Genomic DNA, 19,094 nt, shown 5'->3' on the forward strand with positions numbered 1-19,094 from the left:
CGTTGTTCAGGGTTTGCGCTGCATGAGCTTGTTCCACTGCGCCTTTTGGCCGTTGCTCTGTGACGCCGGTGGCTCGAACAATTGGCAGGGCGGCGGATTCGCCGGGCACATGGCGGCCACCTGCGCCCAGGTCTGGGCCGGGTCCGGTTTGGCGATGCGGAAGTTGGTGTAGTTCTGGCTGACGATGGGGGCATTGGCGACGCTGGTGTCACCGGAGAAAAAGAACGACTGGGGATGCCGGTAGGGCGGTTGTCCCGACGGTTTTTTGTAGAAGGCATAGCCGAACAGGATCGGACCTTGCGGTGATTCGAGGTCCAGAGCGTAGGCCTGCACGCTGCCATCGAGGTTTTTGCTGCGCTCGGCGCTGTAGGGCAGGTGCTGGATGAAGTCTTGCCGCGGCGGATGATTCATCGGCGAAAACATGCAACAGGCCGGCATGTCTTTGGGGCGGTCTTGCGGGTAAGTCAGGAAGTACGCCTTGTTGCCCAGGGACACGAAGGAGCAGGTGTAGTTGTTGTTCTTGATCGGGAAGATCGGCAGGCAGTATTTCTCGTAGTGCTCCATCATGGCGCCGAAACCGTCGCCATCCGGCGGGATGTAAGCGGTGTCGTAGTAGCTGGTACCTCGGGAGACGGTGTAGTCCGCCGGGGTGAGCGTGGTGGGTGGATTGCTGTAGGGCGGCGGGTTTTTCTCGTAGTTGTGCATCACCCGGTACATGGTCCAGTCGCTGATCCAGTACGCCGGGAAAAACGGATCGGAAGGGTCGCCCGGTGCTCGTTTAGCGATGCAATTGCCATTCTGTTCATTGCACCCCTCGGTGTTGTGCACCCCCATGGTGAAGTACACGGCGCCGCTGTCCGCCTGGGCGAATAGAGCTGGGCTGAGCAGCAGGGTCAGCAGCAACAATCGGTTCAAGATGCTGGCTTTCATATGACACTCCTGTGAAGTGCCGGGTGACAGGCTCGTCACCCGGTGGTCCTGCGTGAGCGTTGTTGTTATAGCCTTACTCGTAGTCGCTCATGTTGAGCTGGAAGGGTGGGTATTTCTGTTGCACCAGGGCCTGCGCCCAGAGCTCCAGTACTGCGCGTCGGCTTTGTGACATATCGCGGGTGATGGGCATGGCGAGTGTGCTTTCTTCCTGGTACTCCTTGCTGATCAGCACAATGAGTTGGTCGACGGCACCCTCTATCCGTTCCAGCGAATTGAGCGGCATGTATTTGCTCATGATCGGGTACAGGTAATAGAAGGGCTGCAGGATGCGCGGGTAGATGAAGCTTTCCCATATCAGGACCCGGGCATCGGGTTTCGTGCAGATCTGGTTCCATTCGTCGACAAAATCCTGCTGCATTTGGGGCTCCAGCGGCAGGACCCGCAACGGTGCGAGGAAGTCTGTATAGGCGCTCATGTAGTTGAAGCTGAAAGGGATCTCGGGCGGCTGCTCACCTTCCTGCACGAAGAAACGCAAGATCGGGAAGCCCGGAGCCTGTGCCTTGACGGTCAGTCGTGCGATGCCATCGGCGTCGGTCTGAATCTGCGTCAGGCAGTAGTGCACGGTGCTGTTTGGGGGATCCTGAAGAACACCTTCCATGAGGATGGGGTTGTCGAACGACAGGCAGGGGCTCAGGGCGACCGAGCCGGGTGTCGGCAGGTATTCCTGATAGCTCACCGGTCTCCCGGTATCGGTATCATCTGCGGCCTGAGTTGCCATGAGCCGACGGCCAGCGCCCTCGGTCACCAGGCTTTGTACCGCGCAAGTACCGGTAAATTGCGGCAGGTTGGAGCTGTTGTTGGCGCGATTTTTCGGATGGTCTTGGAACAACGCAAAGTCGGCCGGATTGCTGAACGCCAGATAGTAATCAGTCGTGCACATCATGTAGGCGTTGCCATACTCCGCCACCGATAACACGGTGCCGGCCGGTGCCGGCCGGCCGTCATATTGCACCATGATCTGCAGCGTCTTGCTGTCGCCCACGTCGATGAAACTTGCGCTCTCAACCACTTCGGCCGTCCACATCTGCTGGGTCGCGGCTTGCAAGGGGGTTGTTCCCTCCAGTTGCAGCTCCAGCGATCCGGTTTGCAGCTTTTTCTGCGCGTCGGCGCTGAGTGGCAGGTCAAGGATGCCGGAGCGTTTGTCGAACGCCGCCTGTTGATAGTCTTCAAAGCCAAAACTGGCCAATGGGGTGAATTGTCCGTCCTGGCGTATCCCCAGTTGGTAGTTGCCGGCATCGTATTTTTCGGCCATCGGGATGTCAGCTGCCTTGTCGATCGGATAGCACGGGAAGGTGTTGGTGAGGTCCAGCGACAAGGTATCGCCATGGGCCTGTGCCGAGATTACGCCCAGCGTCATGCTGGTGGCGTCGGAACCGGGTTTTTGAAGAGGCACAGCCTTGCCGGGGACCAGACGCCGACCTGCCGGTGCGGTGGGGAACTCGTCGTCAAACCACAGGCCCAGGGTACCTACGGTGCGGCTGTAGGCGGGGTTGAAGAAGATGCTGGCGACGTTATCCAGTCCTTTCTGGTACATCTCTTGTACATAGGCCATGTCCGTCGGGGTGGTGGAGTGGGAGTTGATGTAGGGGTAGTTGTTGAAAATGCCGTTTTTGTCGTAGCAGGTCAGGTAGGTGGAAAACCGGAACATCAGGCCTTTGGCTTTTTGTAGTTCCATCTGTTCCTGGAGGTTTTTCAGCAGGGCCGAATTGCTGATCGCCCAGGTCAGGTTTTCTTTCGGGAAGCAGGTTTGCCAGGTGGTGGTCACATAAATCAGGCCACCCAGGTTTGCCCAGTTGAAGTTCAGGAAGCGATCGAGCATCCGGTGTTGACGCTTGAGCGTCAGGCCGCATTGATCGTCGCCCAGCACCAGTTTGTCGAAGTACAACGCTGTGAAGGTGTTCTGCCAGGGGCTGACGTCGACAAAGCGGGCCGGGGTGGGGCTCTTGCTGCCAAAGGGATTGCCGAGCAAGTTGTAGCTCTGGTTAATCAGGGCATCCTGATCAACGTACCCGCCGGTCGGGAGTTCGCCGCCGATGATGACGGACTGGGTCTGGTTGTAGCTGACGGTGCCACAGGCGTTGTCACCGAACAGGTTCCATTCTCCGGGGATCATCGTTGGAGGATTCTGTTTGACATTGCCCGGCACCTGCGTGACGTAGTCGGGCGCCTCGTGTAACACCCGAGGGGCGATAGTCCAGGGCATCAGTGTGCTGGCGGCATTCTCTGGCGTGATGTTGTAGTAATCAAGAAACCGCCAGTTCATCTGCATTTTTACCGCATCGTAGAGCGGGTACATATCGTTGTTGTTGGCCGTCGGCGGGTTCCAGAACATGTGGCCGTTGAGGTAGATACGGGGGAAATTCAATACGCTCATGTCATGCTCTCCTTAGCGTTGCCACTGGGCGCGTTTGAGCGACCAGACGAAGTCCAGTTTGTTGTAACCGGTGAAGGCCGAGTCCGGCAGGGCGGCGGTGGGGTAGACGATGCCGCCCTGTTCTTGCATGGCGAAATTGAAGTAGCCCTTCTTTCTCGAGTACGCGGCGGTGTCATGGCAGGCAAAGCACGACGACTGGCTCTGAAAGGCGGACTCCAGCTGAGAGTTGGCCAGCAAGGTCGGGTTGGTTTTGGACTGGACTGCGATCAGTTCGTACTTCGACAACCCGGGATATTGAGCCTGGAATTGGCTATTGACGGGCTTGGCAGCGGCTGTCGGCCCGGTGCTGTTGGTTATCGGGGTGGGCGGGATGGCGTTGGTGACGGTGTACTTGCTGTTGTTGATGTTTTCGAAGGTGGTCCAGACCCAGCCGGGATTCAGCTTGTTGACGACGTGCAAGCCGCTCAGCGCCGCATAACCGACCTGGTAGTTGCCGTCTTGCAGGTAATAGGCCTGGGCGATGTAGTAACCGTCGTTTTCCAGTGTCTGTTTGTAGGTCGTGTCGGAGCCGATCCACAGCCAGGCGGATTTCAACTCCCAGGCGGTGGAGGGGAACTCCAGGCTGCTGGTCAAGGCAGCCTGGCCGTTCATGTTGTAGACCTGGCGTTGCACGATGTAATCGAAAGTTCCCTCGCCCATCAGCAGTTGAAAGCGCACGGGTTGGCCAATTTCTGTCGTCGGCACCGCACCGCCCATTTCCAGAATCAAGCCATCGACCTGTTGCGTGGCGTTGATGTTATGGAAGGTTCGGGACAGGTCCATTCCTTGTGTCTTGGCTTTCGTCAGCACGGCGTCCGGGGGCGGCACGGGCGTGCCGTAGGCGGCGGGCTTGGCACCATCGGCCAGGTAGACCTGGTCGGAGGGCTTCATGGATTCCCACTCGCGGTTGGGGCTGCCCGCGGCGGCGGGCTGGTTCAGGCAGACGAACCAGTTCCAGGCCATGGTCTCGGGACTTTGCGCAAACGCAGTCCGGGTCTTGTCGACGTCTCCTTCAAACTGCAGGAAGTTGTTGCAGTCAAAGGTGTTCGTGCTCTGAGCCTGAGCCAAACCGGCCAGGGCAGTCAGAACTGTTATAGAAATGGCTCGCCGCATGGAAGCTCCTTGGCATTGGCCGGGTCGGTGTGTGGGTGCCCCAGGAAGTGTTCCAGGAGCAGTTGCTTCACCGCCGTGGCCGCAAGGCGCTGGGGCAACGGCAGATCGCAATTGGTGATGAGCAGCGGGCCGGTCTGTTCGCTTTCGGGCAGGCGGCCATGGCTGCCACGGACCAGACGGGTGTCCAGCGGAATCAGGTCCATGTAGTAGCGAAAACCGAGTTTTTTCTGCAGCAGGCGACGCGCCACTTTCAATTTCGGGAAGCGAATGGCCGGGTCGATGAACAGCTCCAGTGGGTCGTAGCCAGGCTTGCGATGGATGTCCACGGTGTGGGCAAAGTCGGGAGCCTTGCTATCGTCGAACCAGTAGTAGTAATCGAACCAGTAACCCGGCGCGGCCACGGTCACCAGCTCGCCGCTGCGCGGATGATCCAGCTGCCAGGTCCGTTGTTCGGCTTTATCCAGCACCTGCTCGATGCCGGGCTGGCGTTGCAACAGCGCTTTGACGCGAGGTATGTCTTGCGCCTGCTTCACGTAGATATGAGCAATCTGATGATCGGCCACGGCAAAGGCCGCGCTGGCGCCGGGGTCGAGCAACTCCCAGGTCAGCGATTGGCGCACCTGCAACAAGCCTTCCGAGCGCAACAGCCGGTTGATGGAAACAGATTGCTGTACCGCTTCGATCCCGTACTCGGACAGCAGCATCACCGCCGCGCCTTGCTCCTGGGCAAAGGTCAGCAGGCGACCGACTTCACTGTCGATGGCCCGTACCTCGTCGGCAATCGACGGATGATCAGGGCCCAGTCGCTGCAGGCTGTAGTCGAGATGGGGCAGGTAGACCAATTGCAGGTCGGGCTGATCGAGCTGGAATTCGGCGATGGCGCAGTCGACGATCCAGCGGCTGGATGCGATGCCGGCCGCCGGGCCCCAGAAGCTCGGAAAAGGGAATTCGCCGATCTGCTGCTCGATACGCTCGTGCAACGAGGCCGGTGTCGAATACAGGCCGAACATTTTGCGGCCATCAGCCGGGTAGTGAGGGCGTGGGGTGATGGCGGCATCCACGTCCGCATACATGTTGTACCACCAGAACAGCTGGCTGCAGCGAAACCCGGGGAGCTCACGCTTGAGCTGCTGCCAGACTTTTTCACCCTGGATCAGTGCGTTGGGTTGCAGCCAGAAACGCACTTCGGCCTGGTCGCGAAAATACCAGCCATTGCCCACAATGCCGTGTTCCGACGGCGACAGGCCGGTGAGGATCGAGGACTGCACCGTGGACGTGACGGCCGGAAACACCGGTTGCAGGCTGGCCATTTTGGCCGTTTTCAACAGGGCATTGATGTGCGGTGTCGCCGGCCCCAGCAGCGCCGGTGTCAGCCCGACCACGTTAATCAGCAGCAGCGGTTGACGCGGTTGATCAGAGGGCATCGGCGTACGCCTCCCACGATTGGGGTTGCAGCAATTTTCGCTGCCGCAATTGGTCTTCTACCCAGTGCAGTTCCGCAACGATTCCCTGGAGTTGGGCGTGCTCGGTAGTGGGCCGCAGTTGGGCGGGCAGGACGCCCCAGCTGTAGGTTTCCACTTCCAGCACAGGACGAAAATCCCCATGGTCTGCGAGAAAGTCGAAGGTCTGCGACAGGGCGATCTGGCTGCCGCTGAGTTCCGGCAGCAGCAAGTGTTCGCTGAACAGCGGAATGTGGAAATGAATCCGCAGTTCGGGGTATTGCCCCAGGTTGTTTGCGCAATCCTCTAGCGCTGCGGGAAGGTCGGCCCAACCCGACAACCGCTCCTGCGCATCACGGGCTTTGACTTGATGCAGGTAGGTGGTTTCGGCGAAGTCGCTCAAGGTTTTGAGGACGTGTTCGCGTCGGTTGTCGTTTTCAGCGGGCAGGCGACAAATCAGCGCGTTGGACAGCTGAATCTTGCCGACGGGCACTCGGGCCTGACGCAGCTTTTCCAGCGACTGATAGCAGTGCTCGAAGACCACGGCCTGGTGGCAAACATCAAAACACAACGCCAAATAGTCATGGTGCGGGTCCGTGGCTTGCCAGCGGTGGAAGAAGGCGATGGCCTGGTCGGTGTTTTCCAGCACGCAGTCCGGCTCCATCTCCAGGCAGAACACGATCTTCTTGCCCGTCTCCAGGTGCAGCCTGGCCAGCGAAGCGGTGAGTTGGCGCAGCAGATGCTCGGCACGCTGCTGTAACTGCGGGTTCCAGTTGGCGGCGTAGCCCAGCGGCACGGTGGAAATTACACCCTGGGGACAGTCCGGCGGCAGGGCATCGGCGAGGATCCGCGCCAGATTCAGGCTGTACGCCAGCCGTTCAGACTCCGCCCAACTCGGCAAATAAACCTCGGCTTTCACCGCGCCCTGATGAAACTGGCCGTAGGGAAAGCCGTTAAGGGAGGTCAGGCGCAGCCCGCTGCGTTGCAGCAGGTCCAGGAAGTCCGCGCGAGCCGATGGCTGCTGTAATTCGGCCGCGGCGAGGGCGCTGATCCACAGTCCACTGTCCTGCTCGTCCAGCCCGCGCAGTGTTCGCACGCCCTGAAAATGCTGTTCGATGGATGACCGTAGCCCCGCCAGGTCACGGGTCGGGTGCACATTGCTGCAATAACCGACCTGCGCGGCAGCCCAACCCGTGCCGGCACTCATTTGATCACCGGTTCCTGGCCGCGCAGGGCGGAGTTGTCCTGCCACTGCCGACGCTGGTCGATGGGCAGCGGGGTGCTGACGAGGGCTTTGTCCAGTTGGCCGCTTTGGGCAAAAAAGTCCACGGGGTTGTGGAACAGCACCTGTTCGACCTGGGCTTCACTGAACCCTGCAGCCAGCATCGCCTCGCCCGTTTTTGGCACCTTGAGCGGGTCGCTGATCCCCCAGTCGGCGGCACTGTTGACCACCATCTTCTCAGTGCCGTACTCCTTCAACAGGGCGACCATGCGCTGTTCCGACATCTTGGTGTTGGGGTAAATGGAGTGGCCGCGCCAGCAGTCGCTGTCCAGCACCAGCGGCAGAGTCAACTCGTTGAGGTGGTCGATGATCACCTGATGCTCGGCAATCCCGACTTCGCGAATCACCGCCAGGGTGCGTTTGGTACCACCGATCTTGTCGCGGTGCGGAGTGTGCACCAGCACCGGCAAATTGAATTGTTTGGCCAGCTCCAACTGAGCGGCGAGAAAGCGATCTTCCTCGGGGGTGATGTCGTCGTAGCCGATTTCGCCGACCGCCACGACGCCGTCTTTCACCAGGTAGCGCGGCAGAATCTCCAGCACTTCATTGGCCACCGACAGGTCATTGGCCTCCTTGGGGTTGAGGCCGATGGTGCAGAAGTGATGGATGCCGAACATGCTGGCGCGAAAGCGTTCCCAACCCAACAGCGTGTCGAAGTAGTCAATGAAACTGCCGACACTGGTCCTGGCCTGGCCCTGCCAGAAGGCCGGCTCGATCACCCCGGTGATGCCGGCGGCCGCCATGTTCTGGTAGTCATCGGTGGTGCGGCTGACCATATGAATATGCGGGTCGAAGTACTTGAGCATGGTGAATCCTCGTCAAGGGGCGGGAGCCGTTGTGCGTGAGTTCAGTGGGGGGCCGGCCAGATGCTCGTGCCATTCCGGTGGCAAGCGTTGCTGCTGGCTCAGGTTGACCAGGCGCTGGCGTTGCGCCGGGCTGAGCAGGTCGAAGGCAATCACCCAGGGCAATCCCGCGGACACCGTTCGTTCGGCTGCGAGCTGTTCGTCCAGCAGGTCGAGGGCCAACTGGTTGAGGGCGACGCTGTGTCGTTGGGTCAGGCCGATCAGGCGTCGTACGTCGAGCCCCATGCCCAGCGTCTTCAACACCAGTTGGTGGAAGGCCCGTTCGCTGTAGTGACGCGACGGGTAGAGGGTGTCCAGGGCGAGGGCGGCGAACACCTGGCTGTTACTGGTTCGCCCGGCCTGCAATGCCAACTCCACACAGAGCCCACGGCTATCGAGCCAGTCGAGGGCCTTCAAGGTGGCGATCTTTTCCTGATCGTCGCCCCACAGAAACAGCTGGCGCAGCAAGGGCAGTTGCCTGGCGAGGGGGTGTTGCTCCAGGACCTGAGCCAGCAACAACGCCCGCGCCAATTGGACCTGACTCCAGCCATTACTGTCGGGCAGTGCCGACGCCTTGAGGCTGCGCTTGCACTGGCTGCTCAAGAGCGCCGCGGTGTTGGCGTCCGGGCGTTGGTCAAGCTGCTCCTGCGCCTGACGCCACCATCGCAACTCAGCATCATCGAGCTGCTGAGTGAGGGCCAGGCGTTGTTCGGCGAGGCAGTCGTGGCGCATTTCGAGGGCCGCCGATGGCGGCGCAGCGACGTCCATGTTCATGTCGGTTTGATCCAGCGCTGGAAGTGTGGAAGCAGGAAAAACACCAGAACACATAACAGGCTGCCCAGTGGCTGGTTGGCCACGGCCAGCACCAGGGCATCGAACAGCGGCAGGGCCGCCAGGCCAGCGCCGATAAAGGCACGGACCTGCCGTTGCTGCGGGTTGGCCAGGTTGTGCCAGTAGTGCCAGCCCAGCCAGCCAAGCCAGAGCGTCAGCACGGGCCAGAACCAGACATTGTCGGAATAGATCGCCAGCGCCAGTGGGCTCAACATCAGGAGTAGAGGGAGGCGGCTGAGCAACTGGTTGCGATGTTCCTGGCGGGCCAGGTAGGTCAGGCCGCTGATGTAGACGCCGAGCAACATGGCGCAGAGCCAGATTGGCTCCGGTGGTACCGCCAGGCTGGCCGCCGCCGTGAGGTAGAGGGCCGAGCGGCAGGCGCCCATCAACCAGACGCTATGGGCGTATTTCTTGTGCAGCAGGTTGTAGCCGAGAATGCAGCTCACCAGCAGGGTGACGCTGCCCAGCAACCAGTGCGGCTGGTCGATCAGCCGGCTCAGGCCCAGCACCGAGGCCGCGGCCAGTATCAGCAACAGCACAGTGGCCAGCCCCACTTGCTGGCGGCTGACCAGGCCCAGGGTGATGGGACGGGGGTTATGGTGTTGTTGGTCCCAGTCGGCGTCGAGCCAGTCATTCAATAACATGCCGGCCAGATACAGCAGCGACAGTGCGGCCAGCAGCAGGATCCACACCAGCGACGACGGCGGCGCCAGGGCACCTGCGCTGCTGGCCAGCAGAGCGGCGGCCAGGGTGTTGGTCCACACGGTGGGCAGGTTGGATACCCGGCCGAGGGTCATCCAGGTCTTCAGGTTCAGCGGTGTCTGGCTCATTACGCGCAGCCCTCGCTCAAGCCGAGCACCGGGTCGATGCGGGTGGACAGCCGTTGCAGTGCTTGCTCCATCCGCGCGGCATCGATTTCATGCAGGTCCACCGACTCGCCAATCCGGCTGAGCATGGGGATGGAGAGTTGCCCGCCCAAGTGTTGGCGGAACTCCTCCAGACCGAGCAACACCTGCGAGCGTCCCTGTGCATCTTTCAAGGCCAGTTCCGGCGGGCACAGGCTGAAGCCGAGCTTGAGCAGCAGGTTCAGAACCCGTTCAGTGTCGGCATCGCTCAACAGCCCCAGGGCATTGGCATAGAGGCCATCCAGGGCCATGCCCACCGCCACGGCTTCACCATGGCGCAGCCGGTGTTGGCTGAGGTTTTCCAGTTTGTGCGCGGCCCAGTGCCCGTAATCCAGTGGTCGCCCGTTACCGCGTTCGAAGGGGTCGCCGGCACCGGTGATGTGCGCCAGGTGCAGTTCGGCGCAGCGGCGGATGGCATAGCGGCTGGCCGGGTGATCGAAGTGGGCGAGGGCGTCGGCCTGTTGCTCCATCCATTGGAAAAACGCCTGGTCCTTGATCAGCGCCACCTTGACTGCCTCGGCCAACCCGGCGATCTGGTCACGGCGGGTCAGACTGGTCAGCAGCTGGAAGTCGTTGATCACCGCGGTGGCGGGGTAGAAGGCGCCCAGCAGGTTTTTCTGGCCGAAGGCATTGATGCCGTTTTTCACACCAATGCCTGCATCGTTCTGCGCCAGCACGGTGCTCGGGATGCGGATCAGGCGAATGCCACGGTGGAAGGTGGCGCAGGCGTAGCCCACCGCATCCAGCACCGCGCCACCGCCCAGGGCCAGCACATAGCAATGCCGGTCCAGCCCATGGTGCAGCATGTCGGTGTACAGCTGCTGCAACACCTGTGAGTCCTTGCTCAGTTCGCCGGCCGGCACCGCAATCGGCGCGGTCTGCAACCGCAGGTCCGCCGCATGGGCAGCAAAGTAGGCATCAATCTGTTGCAGCAGTTGCGGGGTGCTTTGCAACAGGTGTTCATCGGCGAACACCAGCACCGTCACCGGGCCCCTGTGCTGTGGGGTGAGTCGTGCGGTGAGTTGGTGATGCAGGCAAGGATTGGACGGATCGAACAAGTGATCGGTAAACACCACCGGATAGTCGTAACGGACCTCGAAACGTCCATGCAGCGGTTGCTCCGCGTTGTGCCGACGCAAGGTCTTGAACAGGCTATACCCGGCGATAAACAGCCCGGGCAATACCATGCTGGCGAGAATGGTCACCAGCAGCGCGTTCTGCTCGACGAGGAAGGTGCCGATCACGCTGTAGGCCAGCGCCAGGCCGGCATTGGCCAGGGTAGTGACCAACACAAATGCGCGCAGCGGATAACGTTGCATACCAGCGGCCACCACCGAGGTTTCCGCCAATACCGGCACGCCGCGCAGGCAGATCAACGACAGCGTGCCCAGCCGATACGCCAGCTGCCCAGGTTGGCGCTGATGCAGGCCCAGGCGGCCAGACAGCAAGCGAAAATAGCCGGCCCCCAGCGCATAACCCAGCCCGGCACCCAGGCACAGGCCAATGAAAATCACCAGGTAGCCGCCAAGACTGCCCAGCATGGCCACGGCCAGCAGCGCGACCATGCTCGAAGGTACCGGCAGCACCACGTCCAGCGCCAGCAGGGCGATCAGCAACAGCGCCAGGTTGAGTTTCTGGGAAGGCGTGGAGGGCAGGTACAGGTTGAGATGGTTCAGGAAGTCCTGGATCTGTTGTTCGAACAACAGAAAGCTGGCGATCACCAGGCCCGAGAAGCAAAGCAATGAAACCCAGAAATGTCCGGCTGGCCCTTTTTGCGAGAACGCACGATACCCACAGCTGCGCTTCATCAAGCATCCCTCTTTATTGTCATGACTGATTCCATGTCAGTAACTAAAAGCAGCGTCTGGTGTGTTTTAGATCAATGGACTCTCTCGCCTGAGGGGCTGGTTTATGTACGGTTTGGTTACGCCTGTAGAGATAGTTCTGAACTTAGACGGTCGTGGTGTTTTTGCAAGGTAGCCTGATGGCAATCTGACTTTTTTCACCTGCGTGAACGCGACCTTGTAGCAGCAGTCGAGCTTGCGAGGCTGCGTTCGGCTGCGCAGCAGTCGTAAAACCAGACATTGCGATGTATCAGGCAAACCGCGTCAGCCGGATTCACGACGGCTTCGCCGCCGAACGCAGCCCCACAGGCTCGGCAGCTGCTACAGAGCGCGCGTCGCGGCTATCGATGCTCCTGAGTCAATGTTAAGAAATGTTATTTTAAAAAAATACTTCACATTATCTGATCATTGGAGTGGGGGTACGCCTTGGCCAGGCCTCGGTGATCCTGGCCAGGCAATATGGTCTGGAAACGGTGGTGTCATGGATCATGGGTGCGAACAAGCCGAGCCAGCACATCGTTCAGGCCATCGGCGCGCGTCTGTGGGCGCGCCTGCCGAATATCGCCCGATTCGGTGAAACCCGTGCCAATGTCCTGCTGTTTGGCTTGCCGCTCCATGAAGAGCTCTCGAGCCCGCCGCCACTGTTCAATCAAGACGCTTGATAGGACACAGATCAACCTGTGGGAGCGGGCTTGCTCGCGAAGGCGGTGTGTCAGGCGACATGGGTGCCGGCTGACACTCCCTCTTCGCGAGCAAGGCGGCTCCCACAGGGGATTTCGGTGTCGCGATTTCGCGCATCAATACCGCAACGCTCACCTTTTCCCGGGCGATGCTTTGATAGGCAAAATACAAACCGCTGCCGGCATCCCAGCCGAGGCCCGGACCGGCGCTGACGAGGGGGTTGAGTGCGCCGCCCAGCAAGCGCTGCAAGGGCAGGTCTTTTGGCGTCTCGAGCAAACCGATCAGCAGCAGGCGCTGGTGAGGGTCATTGCATGCCAGCTTCAGTGGATAGGTGTCATCGATGATCAGATCGCACATTCCCCGGGCGTCGAACGCCAAGGGCTGCATCTCGAGGGCGGTGGAAAGATCTTTGAGCAAGGTTTTGTAGAAGAGGCCACTCATGGCTTAACCCGTAAATGATGGACATAGGGGCTAAGTGGTGCGGCGGGTGCTGTCGGTTTCGTTATTGCGGTAAATAGCTCTTTTGTATACGTGCCAGGGTGCCGTCTTTGCGAAGCGTTTCAACCGCCTCGCGCAAGTCTTGCACCAGTTGAGCGGAGCAAAGTTTGGAGCACGCCAGATAGAGTTCCGCTCTGCTCATGACGGGGCTCATCCGCAGTTTTTGTTCCGACACCTTCGTCCAGATGTATCGACTCTCCGGGATACCATTGAACCAGGCGTCGATGCGACCTTTCAGGAGCATCTGCGCGGGGTTGTCGCCAATGGTCAGCGGGTAGATCTGATCATCGCTGAAGCCTTGCGTACGCAGGATTTCCTCCTGAGCACTGCCCAGGCCTACGCCGATCACCCGGTAGGTTTTCTTCGCTTGCTCGAAGCTTTCCACCGGCCGCTCAAGGCTGAAAAAAGCGCGCTCCATGGGCATGATCGACGCGATCCAGGTGAAGCGATCCTCACGTTCTGGCGTGCGTGACAAGGGTGCGATCAGCATATCCTGCTTCTCGCTGACGTGTTTTTGCGATCTGGCCCAGGGCAGCCCATGGACATGAGCGACATAGCCGGCGTTGGCGATGGCCGTCAGGACGGCTTCTCCAACCATGCCGTGGCCTTGGGAGCCATCGACGAACGTCAGTGGCGGAGCATCCGGGATATACAGTTCGAGCGGCAAGGATGCGCCACACGCGTTATAGGCAATCAGCAGCGATGCCGACAGACAAAACCCGCAAAGCGCCTTTGGATAGGCAGTTAATACCCGTGAGCTCGCGCTCATGGTTGATCGTTCAGGCATTGAAGGTAAAAGAGCGCCACAATTCACCAGTGGTGTTGATCACAGGGATGATGAGTCTGTTTTTCTATTGGATCCGGTACGAACACGGCATTCTACGCAGACTTTAGGCGGGGGCACATCCTCCCGCAGGTGAATGTGTCAGGCGGGAGCCGCGACCCTATGGCAGGGTCGCCTGTTACTCGTTGGTCATTTGCGCAATCAGTGCGCACAGATACGCAGGCCCCCTCTCACCGATCGCGTTGCGCAAAGTCCTCTCGCTTGCCGTGACCGCGTTATGGTTGGCTGCCCGGCAAAATCGATACACCAGATCCACGGTTTTTTGCGGGTCCGGCGCCTGCTGTGCGTGCGCATCACAATGGGCAAGCAGCAGGTAGCGCAAGGTCAAGGTCCGGATGGCCAGTGTGGTCGCCCACTCGGTCAGGCTCACGCCGTAATCGACCACGGCACTGGTACTGGAAATGAACGGAAAACCCGTGTGAGTCATTTCGGCGGCAATGAAACGCTTCAGGATCGGCTCGCTGCAGGCTATTGACGGTTCATATTCTGCCGCCAGATTGGGTAGCTCTTCGGCCCAACCGGCATAGGGTAACGTTGTCAGCCGAGCAGCGATCCAGTGCAGGCGCAGCAATACCTGGCCGGTGGACAGTTGCGACGACAGCGCCATCTACAACACAAAGCCGACCACTGAACGCCATTGCGACGAGTCCAGGCCCGCAAACGCCTGGTTACTGGCCCCGTAAAGATGGAAGTCGTCTTGTTGGCTTTCCTCGATATGGTACGGGTCATCGCCATACAGCCCCAGACGGGCAATTTCCGGGCAGCTCATGGTCGCAGACTTCACCAGTGCGCCATTGATCCGGCGATACATGCGCGGGTAGTTGGCACAAGTATCGGTGAGTACCTGTTCGCCCTGCTGCGCATGAGCGAGCAAGCACCCCAAGCGGTAGAGGTCTTGCTGGCCGAAGCCCGGCCGGCGTTTGTGGAGTGGTTGCGAGTGGTCAACCAAAAGGCGGCTACCGAGAAGAATACGCAGCACATGCACAAGCAGAGTGATGAAGTGATCCAGGCCGCCACGGCGGTCAACCAGATGAGTACGGTCGTCGATGATGTGGCACGCAATGCCGCGTCGACTTCAGATTCATCGGTCATCGCCAATCGCTCTTCCCGCCAAGGGCGGGACCAGGTGCTTGCAACGGTCGGCGCGATTCAGAATATGGCCGATGAATTGGGCCAGACCTCGGCATTGGTCCTGGGGCTGGCCGATAAAAGCCGGGAAGTCGGCCGGGTGCTGGATGTGATCCGTAACATTGCCGATCAAACCAATCTATTGGCACTCAATGCTGCCATCGAGGCCGCCCGTGCCGGCGAAAGTGGCCGAGGTTTCGCCGTTGTGGCGGACGAGGTGCGGGCTCTGGCACACAGAACCAGAGCGTTGCAGGCTCAGAGATCAAGCACCAGCATTGCGCTTCTGGAGCGTGAGCAACAAGGTGTGAATTGATCATTGAGGGCCTGTTCCTCCTCGGTCAGGAACAGGTCGCGATGCTCCGGTTCGCCGGCCAGGACGCGAGTCAGGCAAGTGCCGCAGATGCCTTGTTCGCAGGACATGGGAATGTCAAAGCCTTTGCCCAGCAGCACATCGATCACCCGGGTGTCGGCGGGAATCGACAGCACCTCGCCGGTACTGCTGATTTTCACTTCAAAGGCGCCATCCGCCGAATGATCCATCGGTGCGGCGCTGAAGTATTCACGGTGCAACCGCTCCTCGGGCCAGCCTTGGGTCCGGGCGCTGGCCAGAATGTACTCCATGAATCCCCCCGGCCCGCAGACGTACAGGTGGCTATCCGGCTCGGGGTTTGCCAGGACTTCGGCAGCCTGCAGCTTCTGCGCATCGGTGCCGCTGTCGTAATGAATCTGCACTTGCCCGGCAAACGCTGCCTTCGCGAGGCGCTCACCGAAGGCGGTACGCTCCGCTGAACGAGTGCAGTAATGCAGCGTAAAATCGGCACCGATGCTGGCGAGTTTTTCGGCCATGCAGAGGATTGGCGTGACCCCGATGCCACCGGCGAACAGCAGCGTGCGGCGAGCATTGTGGCGCAGCGCGAAGAGGTTGCGCGGTTCACTGATCTGCAATACGTCGCCGACCCTGAACTGCTCGTGGATATGGCGCGAGCCACCCCTGGAGTCAGCATCCTTGAGCACCGCGATCTGGTAGCGATGCTGCTCGTGGGGAGGGTTGCACAAGGAGTACTGGCGGGTCAGTCCATTCGGCAAATGCACATCGATATGCGCGCCGGCCTCGAAGGCGGGCAGGGCGCCTCCATCGGCCAGTGCCAGTTCAAAGCTGCAGATATCCAACGCTTCGGTGTGTCTGGCGACTACTTTTACTTCGAGCATGGCGGCACCTGTTGAAAGATCCGTTAGGGGGCTGACTCAGGCGCTGGCGATCAGCGTCGAGGGGGCGGTCGATCCGGCGGCTGTTTCCTGGGCGATGTACCTGTCAAGGACGCGCCGCGCCTGCACGCCACCGGCATCGATATTGAGCTTGAGCAGGCTGCGCTCGGGATGCGCGAGCAAGTTCTGTTGCTGGCGTTCGAGCATTTCCAGGTCTTCGGAGAAGATCTTGCCCTGGCCTTCGCGGATGCTCTCGGTGAGCGCTTGGTCCTGTGGGTTGAAGTTGCGCGCCATCCCCCAGAAGTACCAGATCGAGGTGTCGGTTTCGGGAGTGATGAAGTCAATCACAATGCTGGCGGCCTTGTGGGCGGGGTCGGCGTTGTAGCCACCTTTACCGGCGTGCGCTACACCGACTTCGATCATCACGTGGCTGGGAGGGGTGAAGCGGCAGATCTGCCAGCGGTCTACCGGAACGTCGTCGGCCAGACCGTTGCCACGCAGGGCCATGCGCCAGAACGGTGGTGCGCCGATGTTTTCCATGTGGCGACTGGTGACCACCAGGTCGCCGTCGACAGTGGTCTTGGGCGCGGCTTCGTCGATTTCCTTTTGACCGATGCTGCTGGCATGGACGTAGGTCTCGTGGGTCAGGTCCATGAGGTTGTCGATCATCAAGCGATAGTCGCAGTTGATGTGAAAGAGCCCGCCGCCGTAGGCCCAATCCGGGTGGTCGGCCCATTCCAGAGGGTGAATCGAGGCAGGGTCGGCGAGGGCCTGGTCACCGGTCCAGACCCAAATGAAGCCGTAGCGCTCTTCGACGGCAAAGGCGCGGATGGCGGGGAAACCACGGACACGCTGCCCCGGCATTTCCAGTGTTTTTCCGTCACAGCCCATGGTCAGGCCGTGATAGCCGCAGATCAGCTTGCCGTCCTCGACAAAACCCAGAGACAGCGGAGCGCCACGGTGTGGGCAGAAGTCTTCAAGGGCCGCCACACGACCCTCCGGGCCACGGTAGAAAACGATTTTCTCACCACAGATCTGCCGGCCCAGGGGCTTTTCCTGGATTTCATCGGGCGTGCAGGCAACGTACCAGGCATTTCTCGGGAACATGATGAAGGTCTCCTAGGGGTATTTGTTTTTATTGGCTCAATAGTTATATGTGGTAACTATGTTCGTCAACCTAAAGCCCGGGCCGATGTCAACGACCCAGGTGCCGAAGAAGAAAGGCGCTGATCTGGTCCAGTGCGCGGCGGGCTTCTTCGAGTTGATCGCCCATGCTCTGGAAGACATGAATCATCCCCGGCCAGACGTCCAGGTGTACCGCCACTTCGGCGGTGGCCAGGCGGCTGGCGAGCCGGGTTGAGTCGTCCAGCAGGCATTCCCGACTGCCGACCTGGATCAGCACTGGCGGCAGGCTTTGCAGGTCGCCGTATAGAGGGGAGGCCAGCGGATTCAGTGGCTCGGCGCCCTGCAGATAGGTGTCGGACATCAGGGTCTTGCCAGCAAGCGGGCCGAGCAATGGATCTCGATCCTTCTGCAAGTTCCAGGACTCACCGGTCTGAGCCATGTCCACCCAAGGCGACATCAGTACCGCAGCCGCCGGCAGCGGCAAACCAGCGGCCTTGGCGGCCAGCATCAGGGCCATGCACAGACCGCCGCCGGCACTGTCGCCGGCCAGTACCAGGTGCTCGGCGCTCACGCCTTTTTCGAGTAGCGCGCGGTAGACCTCCAGAGCATCTTGTATGGCGGCCGGAAAAGGGTGTTCCGGGGCCAGGCGGTAATCGATGCAAAGGGTACGAATCCGGCTGCGGGCCGCCAATTGGCTGATGAGCGGGCGATAGGCCCGGGCACTGCCGAATGAGTAGCCTCCGCCATGCAGGTACAGCAACACGAAGTCAGGCCGGGTATCGGTGGGAATGGCCCAGAGCCCGCTGACGCTGGCCAGGCTGGCGGACTCGAAGGTCACGCCCTCGGCACAGGAGGCGGCACCGAAGAGCTGTTCGGCCTGTTGACGTTGTTGATCGGGCGTCAGCGAGCTGAGGGGGGGCAGTTTGCTGAGTTGTTCGATGAGGCCGTCGATGTTGTTGTCAGGGGGCATGTGGTCTCCGGGGCGCGCTTTGTGGGTTAAACAAGTTAGCTGTGATAATAGTTAATTGACATAACTAAATTAGCAAGATAATTTCGCTTCATCCACAGCGAACAACAACAGAGGGTGTGTGAAATGAGCAACTACGAAGGCCGTTGGCAGACCGTTAAGGTCGACGTCGAAGAGGGCATCGCCTGGGTCATCCTGAACCGACCGGAAAAACGCAATGCCATGAGCCCGACCCTGAATCGGGAAATGGTCGAGGTGCTCGAGGTGCTTGAGCAGGACGCGGATGCCAAAGTGCTGGTGTTGACCGGGGCCGGCGAGGCCTGGACGGCGGGGATGGACCTCAAGGAGTATTTCCGTGAGGTCGATGCCGGGCCGGAGATTCTCCAGGAGAAGATCCGTCGCGAGGCGTCGCAATGGCAATGGAGGCTGCTGCGCATGTACAGCAAGCCGACCATCGCCATGGTCAATGGCTGGTGTTTCGGCGGTGGTTTCAGCCCGTTGGTGGCGTGCGATTTGGCGATTTGCGCCGACGAGGCCACCTTCGGCCTGTCGGAAATCAACTGGGGCATTCCACCGGGCAACCTGGTCAGCAAGGCCATGGCCGACACCGTAGGCCACCGTCAGTCGCTGTACTACATCATGACCGGCAAGACCTTCACCGGGCAGAAGGCTGCCGAGATGGGGCTGGTCAACCAGAGTGTGCCGCTGGCGCAGTTGCGTGAAGTCACCCTGGAACTGGCTCGGAACCTTCTGGAGAAAAATCCGGTGGTGCTGCGCGCCGCGAAGATTGGCTTCAAGCGTTGCCGCGAGCTGACCTGGGAGCAGAACGAGGATTACCTGTATGCCAAGCTGGATCAGTCACGTCTGCTCGATACCGAAGGCGGACGCGAGCAGGGCATGAAACAGTTCCTCGATGACAAAAGCATCAAGCCCGGCTTGCAGAGCTACAAGCGCTGATCGCCTTCCCCGGGCGCATCCCGGGGTTG

At 60.4% G+C, this 19,094-nt stretch carries 17 protein-coding genes and 2 pseudogenes; 3 read left to right on the forward strand and 16 right to left on the reverse strand.

What is annotated here, in order from left to right:
• Positions 1–6: 6 nt before the first annotated feature.
• From QMK51_RS13135 to QMK51_RS13175, 9 genes are all read right to left on the reverse strand, one after another.
• The gene (locus QMK51_RS13135; protein ID WP_258700377.1) at positions 7–930 is read right to left on the reverse strand and encodes a hypothetical protein; all 924 of its coding nucleotides are present in this window, start codon (positions 928–930) and stop codon (positions 7–9) included.
• 73 nt (positions 931–1,003) lie between these two features.
• Positions 1,004–3,364: a hypothetical protein gene (locus QMK51_RS13140; protein WP_320394337.1), complete on the reverse strand. Its 2,361-nt coding sequence runs from the start codon at positions 3,362–3,364 to the stop codon at positions 1,004–1,006.
• A 12-nt stretch (positions 3,365–3,376) separates the two neighbouring features.
• Positions 3,377–4,516 carry a hypothetical protein gene (locus QMK51_RS13145; RefSeq protein WP_320394338.1) on the reverse strand — a complete coding sequence of 380 codons (1,140 nt, stop codon included), beginning with the start codon at positions 4,514–4,516 and terminating at the stop codon, positions 3,377–3,379.
• A complete protein-coding gene (locus tag QMK51_RS13150; RefSeq protein ID WP_320394339.1) occupies positions 4,495–5,940 on the reverse strand; it encodes an alkaline phosphatase family protein in 1,446 nt (481 codons plus the stop codon). Before QMK51_RS13150 ends, QMK51_RS13145 begins: the two co-directional genes overlap by 22 nt.
• Positions 5,930–7,162, reverse strand: coding sequence for a metabolite traffic protein EboE (eboE, locus tag QMK51_RS13155; protein ID WP_258700381.1), 1,233 nt, complete (start codon positions 7,160–7,162; stop codon positions 5,930–5,932). Before eboE ends, QMK51_RS13150 begins: the two co-directional genes overlap by 11 nt.
• Entirely contained in the window at positions 7,159–8,043 is an 885-nt protein-coding gene (locus QMK51_RS13160; protein ID WP_320394340.1) for a TatD family hydrolase, read from the reverse strand. The genes eboE and QMK51_RS13160 overlap by 4 nt, the downstream gene beginning before the upstream one ends.
• 12 nt (positions 8,044–8,055) lie before the next feature.
• Positions 8,056–8,853 carry an EboA domain-containing protein gene (locus QMK51_RS13165; RefSeq protein WP_320394341.1) on the reverse strand — a complete coding sequence of 266 codons (798 nt, stop codon included), beginning with the start codon at positions 8,851–8,853 and terminating at the stop codon, positions 8,056–8,058.
• Positions 8,850–9,740 (reverse strand): UbiA family prenyltransferase, encoded by an 891-nt coding sequence (locus QMK51_RS13170; RefSeq protein ID WP_320394342.1) that lies wholly within the window; start codon positions 9,738–9,740, stop codon positions 8,850–8,852. Before QMK51_RS13170 ends, QMK51_RS13165 begins: the two co-directional genes overlap by 4 nt.
• Positions 9,740–11,623 (reverse strand): 3-dehydroquinate synthase, encoded by a 1,884-nt coding sequence (locus QMK51_RS13175; RefSeq protein WP_320394343.1) that lies wholly within the window; start codon positions 11,621–11,623, stop codon positions 9,740–9,742. The genes QMK51_RS13170 and QMK51_RS13175 overlap by 1 nt, the downstream gene beginning before the upstream one ends.
• Positions 11,624–12,072: 449 nt before the next feature.
• Between QMK51_RS13175 and QMK51_RS13180 the strand changes: the two genes are divergently transcribed.
• Positions 12,073–12,321, forward strand: a complete 249-nt coding sequence (locus tag QMK51_RS13180; protein WP_320394344.1) for a hypothetical protein — start codon at positions 12,073–12,075, stop codon at positions 12,319–12,321.
• Positions 12,322–12,442: 121 nt separating this feature from the next.
• On the opposite strand, the pseudogene QMK51_RS13185 reads toward QMK51_RS13180, so the two are convergent.
• The 4 genes and pseudogenes from QMK51_RS13185 to QMK51_RS13200 all read right to left on the reverse strand — a co-directional run.
• Positions 12,443–12,781: pseudogene (locus QMK51_RS13185) on the reverse strand (CesT family type III secretion system chaperone); the annotation flags it as partial.
• Between the two features lie 61 nt (positions 12,782–12,842).
• Positions 12,843–13,607, reverse strand: a complete 765-nt coding sequence (locus QMK51_RS13190; RefSeq protein ID WP_320394345.1) for an ABC transporter substrate-binding protein — start codon at positions 13,605–13,607, stop codon at positions 12,843–12,845.
• 193 nt (positions 13,608–13,800) lie between these two features.
• Positions 13,801–14,289, reverse strand: a complete 489-nt coding sequence (locus QMK51_RS13195) for a hypothetical protein (protein ID WP_320394346.1) — start codon at positions 14,287–14,289, stop codon at positions 13,801–13,803.
• Entirely contained in the window at positions 14,290–14,565 is a 276-nt protein-coding gene (locus QMK51_RS13200) for a hypothetical protein (RefSeq protein ID WP_320394347.1), read from the reverse strand. It abuts the gene before it with no gap.
• A 75-nt stretch (positions 14,566–14,640) separates the two neighbouring features.
• Between QMK51_RS13200 and QMK51_RS13205 the strand changes: the two are divergent.
• A pseudogene (locus QMK51_RS13205) lies at positions 14,641–15,051 on the forward strand (methyl-accepting chemotaxis protein); the annotation flags it as partial.
• A 14-nt stretch (positions 15,052–15,065) separates the two neighbouring features.
• Here QMK51_RS13205 and QMK51_RS13210 read toward each other — a convergent pair.
• The 3 genes from QMK51_RS13210 to QMK51_RS13220 form a co-directional block, all read right to left on the reverse strand.
• The gene (locus tag QMK51_RS13210; RefSeq protein WP_320394348.1) at positions 15,066–16,019 is read right to left on the reverse strand and encodes a PDR/VanB family oxidoreductase; all 954 of its coding nucleotides are present in this window, start codon (positions 16,017–16,019) and stop codon (positions 15,066–15,068) included.
• Between the two features lie 36 nt (positions 16,020–16,055).
• Positions 16,056–17,123 (reverse strand): aromatic ring-hydroxylating dioxygenase subunit alpha, encoded by a 1,068-nt coding sequence (locus QMK51_RS13215; protein ID WP_320394349.1) that lies wholly within the window; start codon positions 17,121–17,123, stop codon positions 16,056–16,058.
• A gap of 88 nt (positions 17,124–17,211) precedes the next feature.
• Entirely contained in the window at positions 17,212–18,111 is a 900-nt protein-coding gene (locus tag QMK51_RS13220) for an alpha/beta hydrolase (RefSeq protein WP_320394350.1), read from the reverse strand.
• Positions 18,112–18,234: 123 nt separating this feature from the next.
• Here QMK51_RS13220 and QMK51_RS13225 point away from each other — a divergent pair, with 123 nt between their 5' ends.
• The gene (locus QMK51_RS13225; protein WP_320394351.1) at positions 18,235–19,065 is read left to right on the forward strand and encodes a p-hydroxycinnamoyl CoA hydratase/lyase; all 831 of its coding nucleotides are present in this window, start codon (positions 18,235–18,237) and stop codon (positions 19,063–19,065) included.
• Positions 19,066–19,094 lie beyond the last annotated feature (29 nt).

The organism is Pseudomonas sp. P9_31 (genome assembly GCF_034008235.1).
Taxonomy (GTDB): domain Bacteria; phylum Pseudomonadota; class Gammaproteobacteria; order Pseudomonadales; family Pseudomonadaceae; genus Aquipseudomonas.

Excerpts from the sequence above, each read along its gene's own strand:
- QMK51_RS13140 (WP_320394337.1), bottom strand. The coding sequence starts at position 3,364 with ATGAGCGTATTGAATTTCCCCCGTATCTACCTCAACGGCCACATGTTC.
- QMK51_RS13225 (WP_320394351.1), top strand. The coding sequence starts at position 18,235 with ATGAGCAACTACGAAGGCCGTTGGCAGACCGTTAAGGTCGACGTCGAA.
- QMK51_RS13195 (WP_320394346.1), bottom strand. The coding sequence starts at position 14,289 with ATGGCGCTGTCGTCGCAACTGTCCACCGGCCAGGTATTGCTGCGCCTG.
- QMK51_RS13190 (WP_320394345.1), bottom strand. The coding sequence starts at position 13,607 with ATGAGCGCGAGCTCACGGGTATTAACTGCCTATCCAAAGGCGCTTTGC.
- eboE (WP_258700381.1), bottom strand. The coding sequence starts at position 7,162 with ATGAGTGCCGGCACGGGTTGGGCTGCCGCGCAGGTCGGTTATTGCAGC.
- QMK51_RS13215 (WP_320394349.1), bottom strand. The coding sequence starts at position 17,123 with ATGTTCCCGAGAAATGCCTGGTACGTTGCCTGCACGCCCGATGAAATC.
- QMK51_RS13220 (WP_320394350.1), bottom strand. The coding sequence starts at position 18,111 with ATGCCCCCTGACAACAACATCGACGGCCTCATCGAACAACTCAGCAAA.
- QMK51_RS13145 (WP_320394338.1), bottom strand. The coding sequence starts at position 4,516 with ATGCGGCGAGCCATTTCTATAACAGTTCTGACTGCCCTGGCCGGTTTG.
- QMK51_RS13165 (WP_320394341.1), bottom strand. The coding sequence starts at position 8,853 with ATGAACATGGACGTCGCTGCGCCGCCATCGGCGGCCCTCGAAATGCGC.
- QMK51_RS13150 (WP_320394339.1), bottom strand. The coding sequence starts at position 5,940 with ATGCCCTCTGATCAACCGCGTCAACCGCTGCTGCTGATTAACGTGGTC.
- QMK51_RS13210 (WP_320394348.1), bottom strand. The coding sequence starts at position 16,019 with ATGCTCGAAGTAAAAGTAGTCGCCAGACACACCGAAGCGTTGGATATC.
- QMK51_RS13170 (WP_320394342.1), bottom strand. The coding sequence starts at position 9,740 with ATGAGCCAGACACCGCTGAACCTGAAGACCTGGATGACCCTCGGCCGG.
- QMK51_RS13160 (WP_320394340.1), bottom strand. The coding sequence starts at position 8,043 with ATGCTCAAGTACTTCGACCCGCATATTCATATGGTCAGCCGCACCACC.
- QMK51_RS13175 (WP_320394343.1), bottom strand. The coding sequence starts at position 11,623 with ATGAAGCGCAGCTGTGGGTATCGTGCGTTCTCGCAAAAAGGGCCAGCC.
- QMK51_RS13135 (WP_258700377.1), bottom strand. The coding sequence starts at position 930 with ATGAAAGCCAGCATCTTGAACCGATTGTTGCTGCTGACCCTGCTGCTC.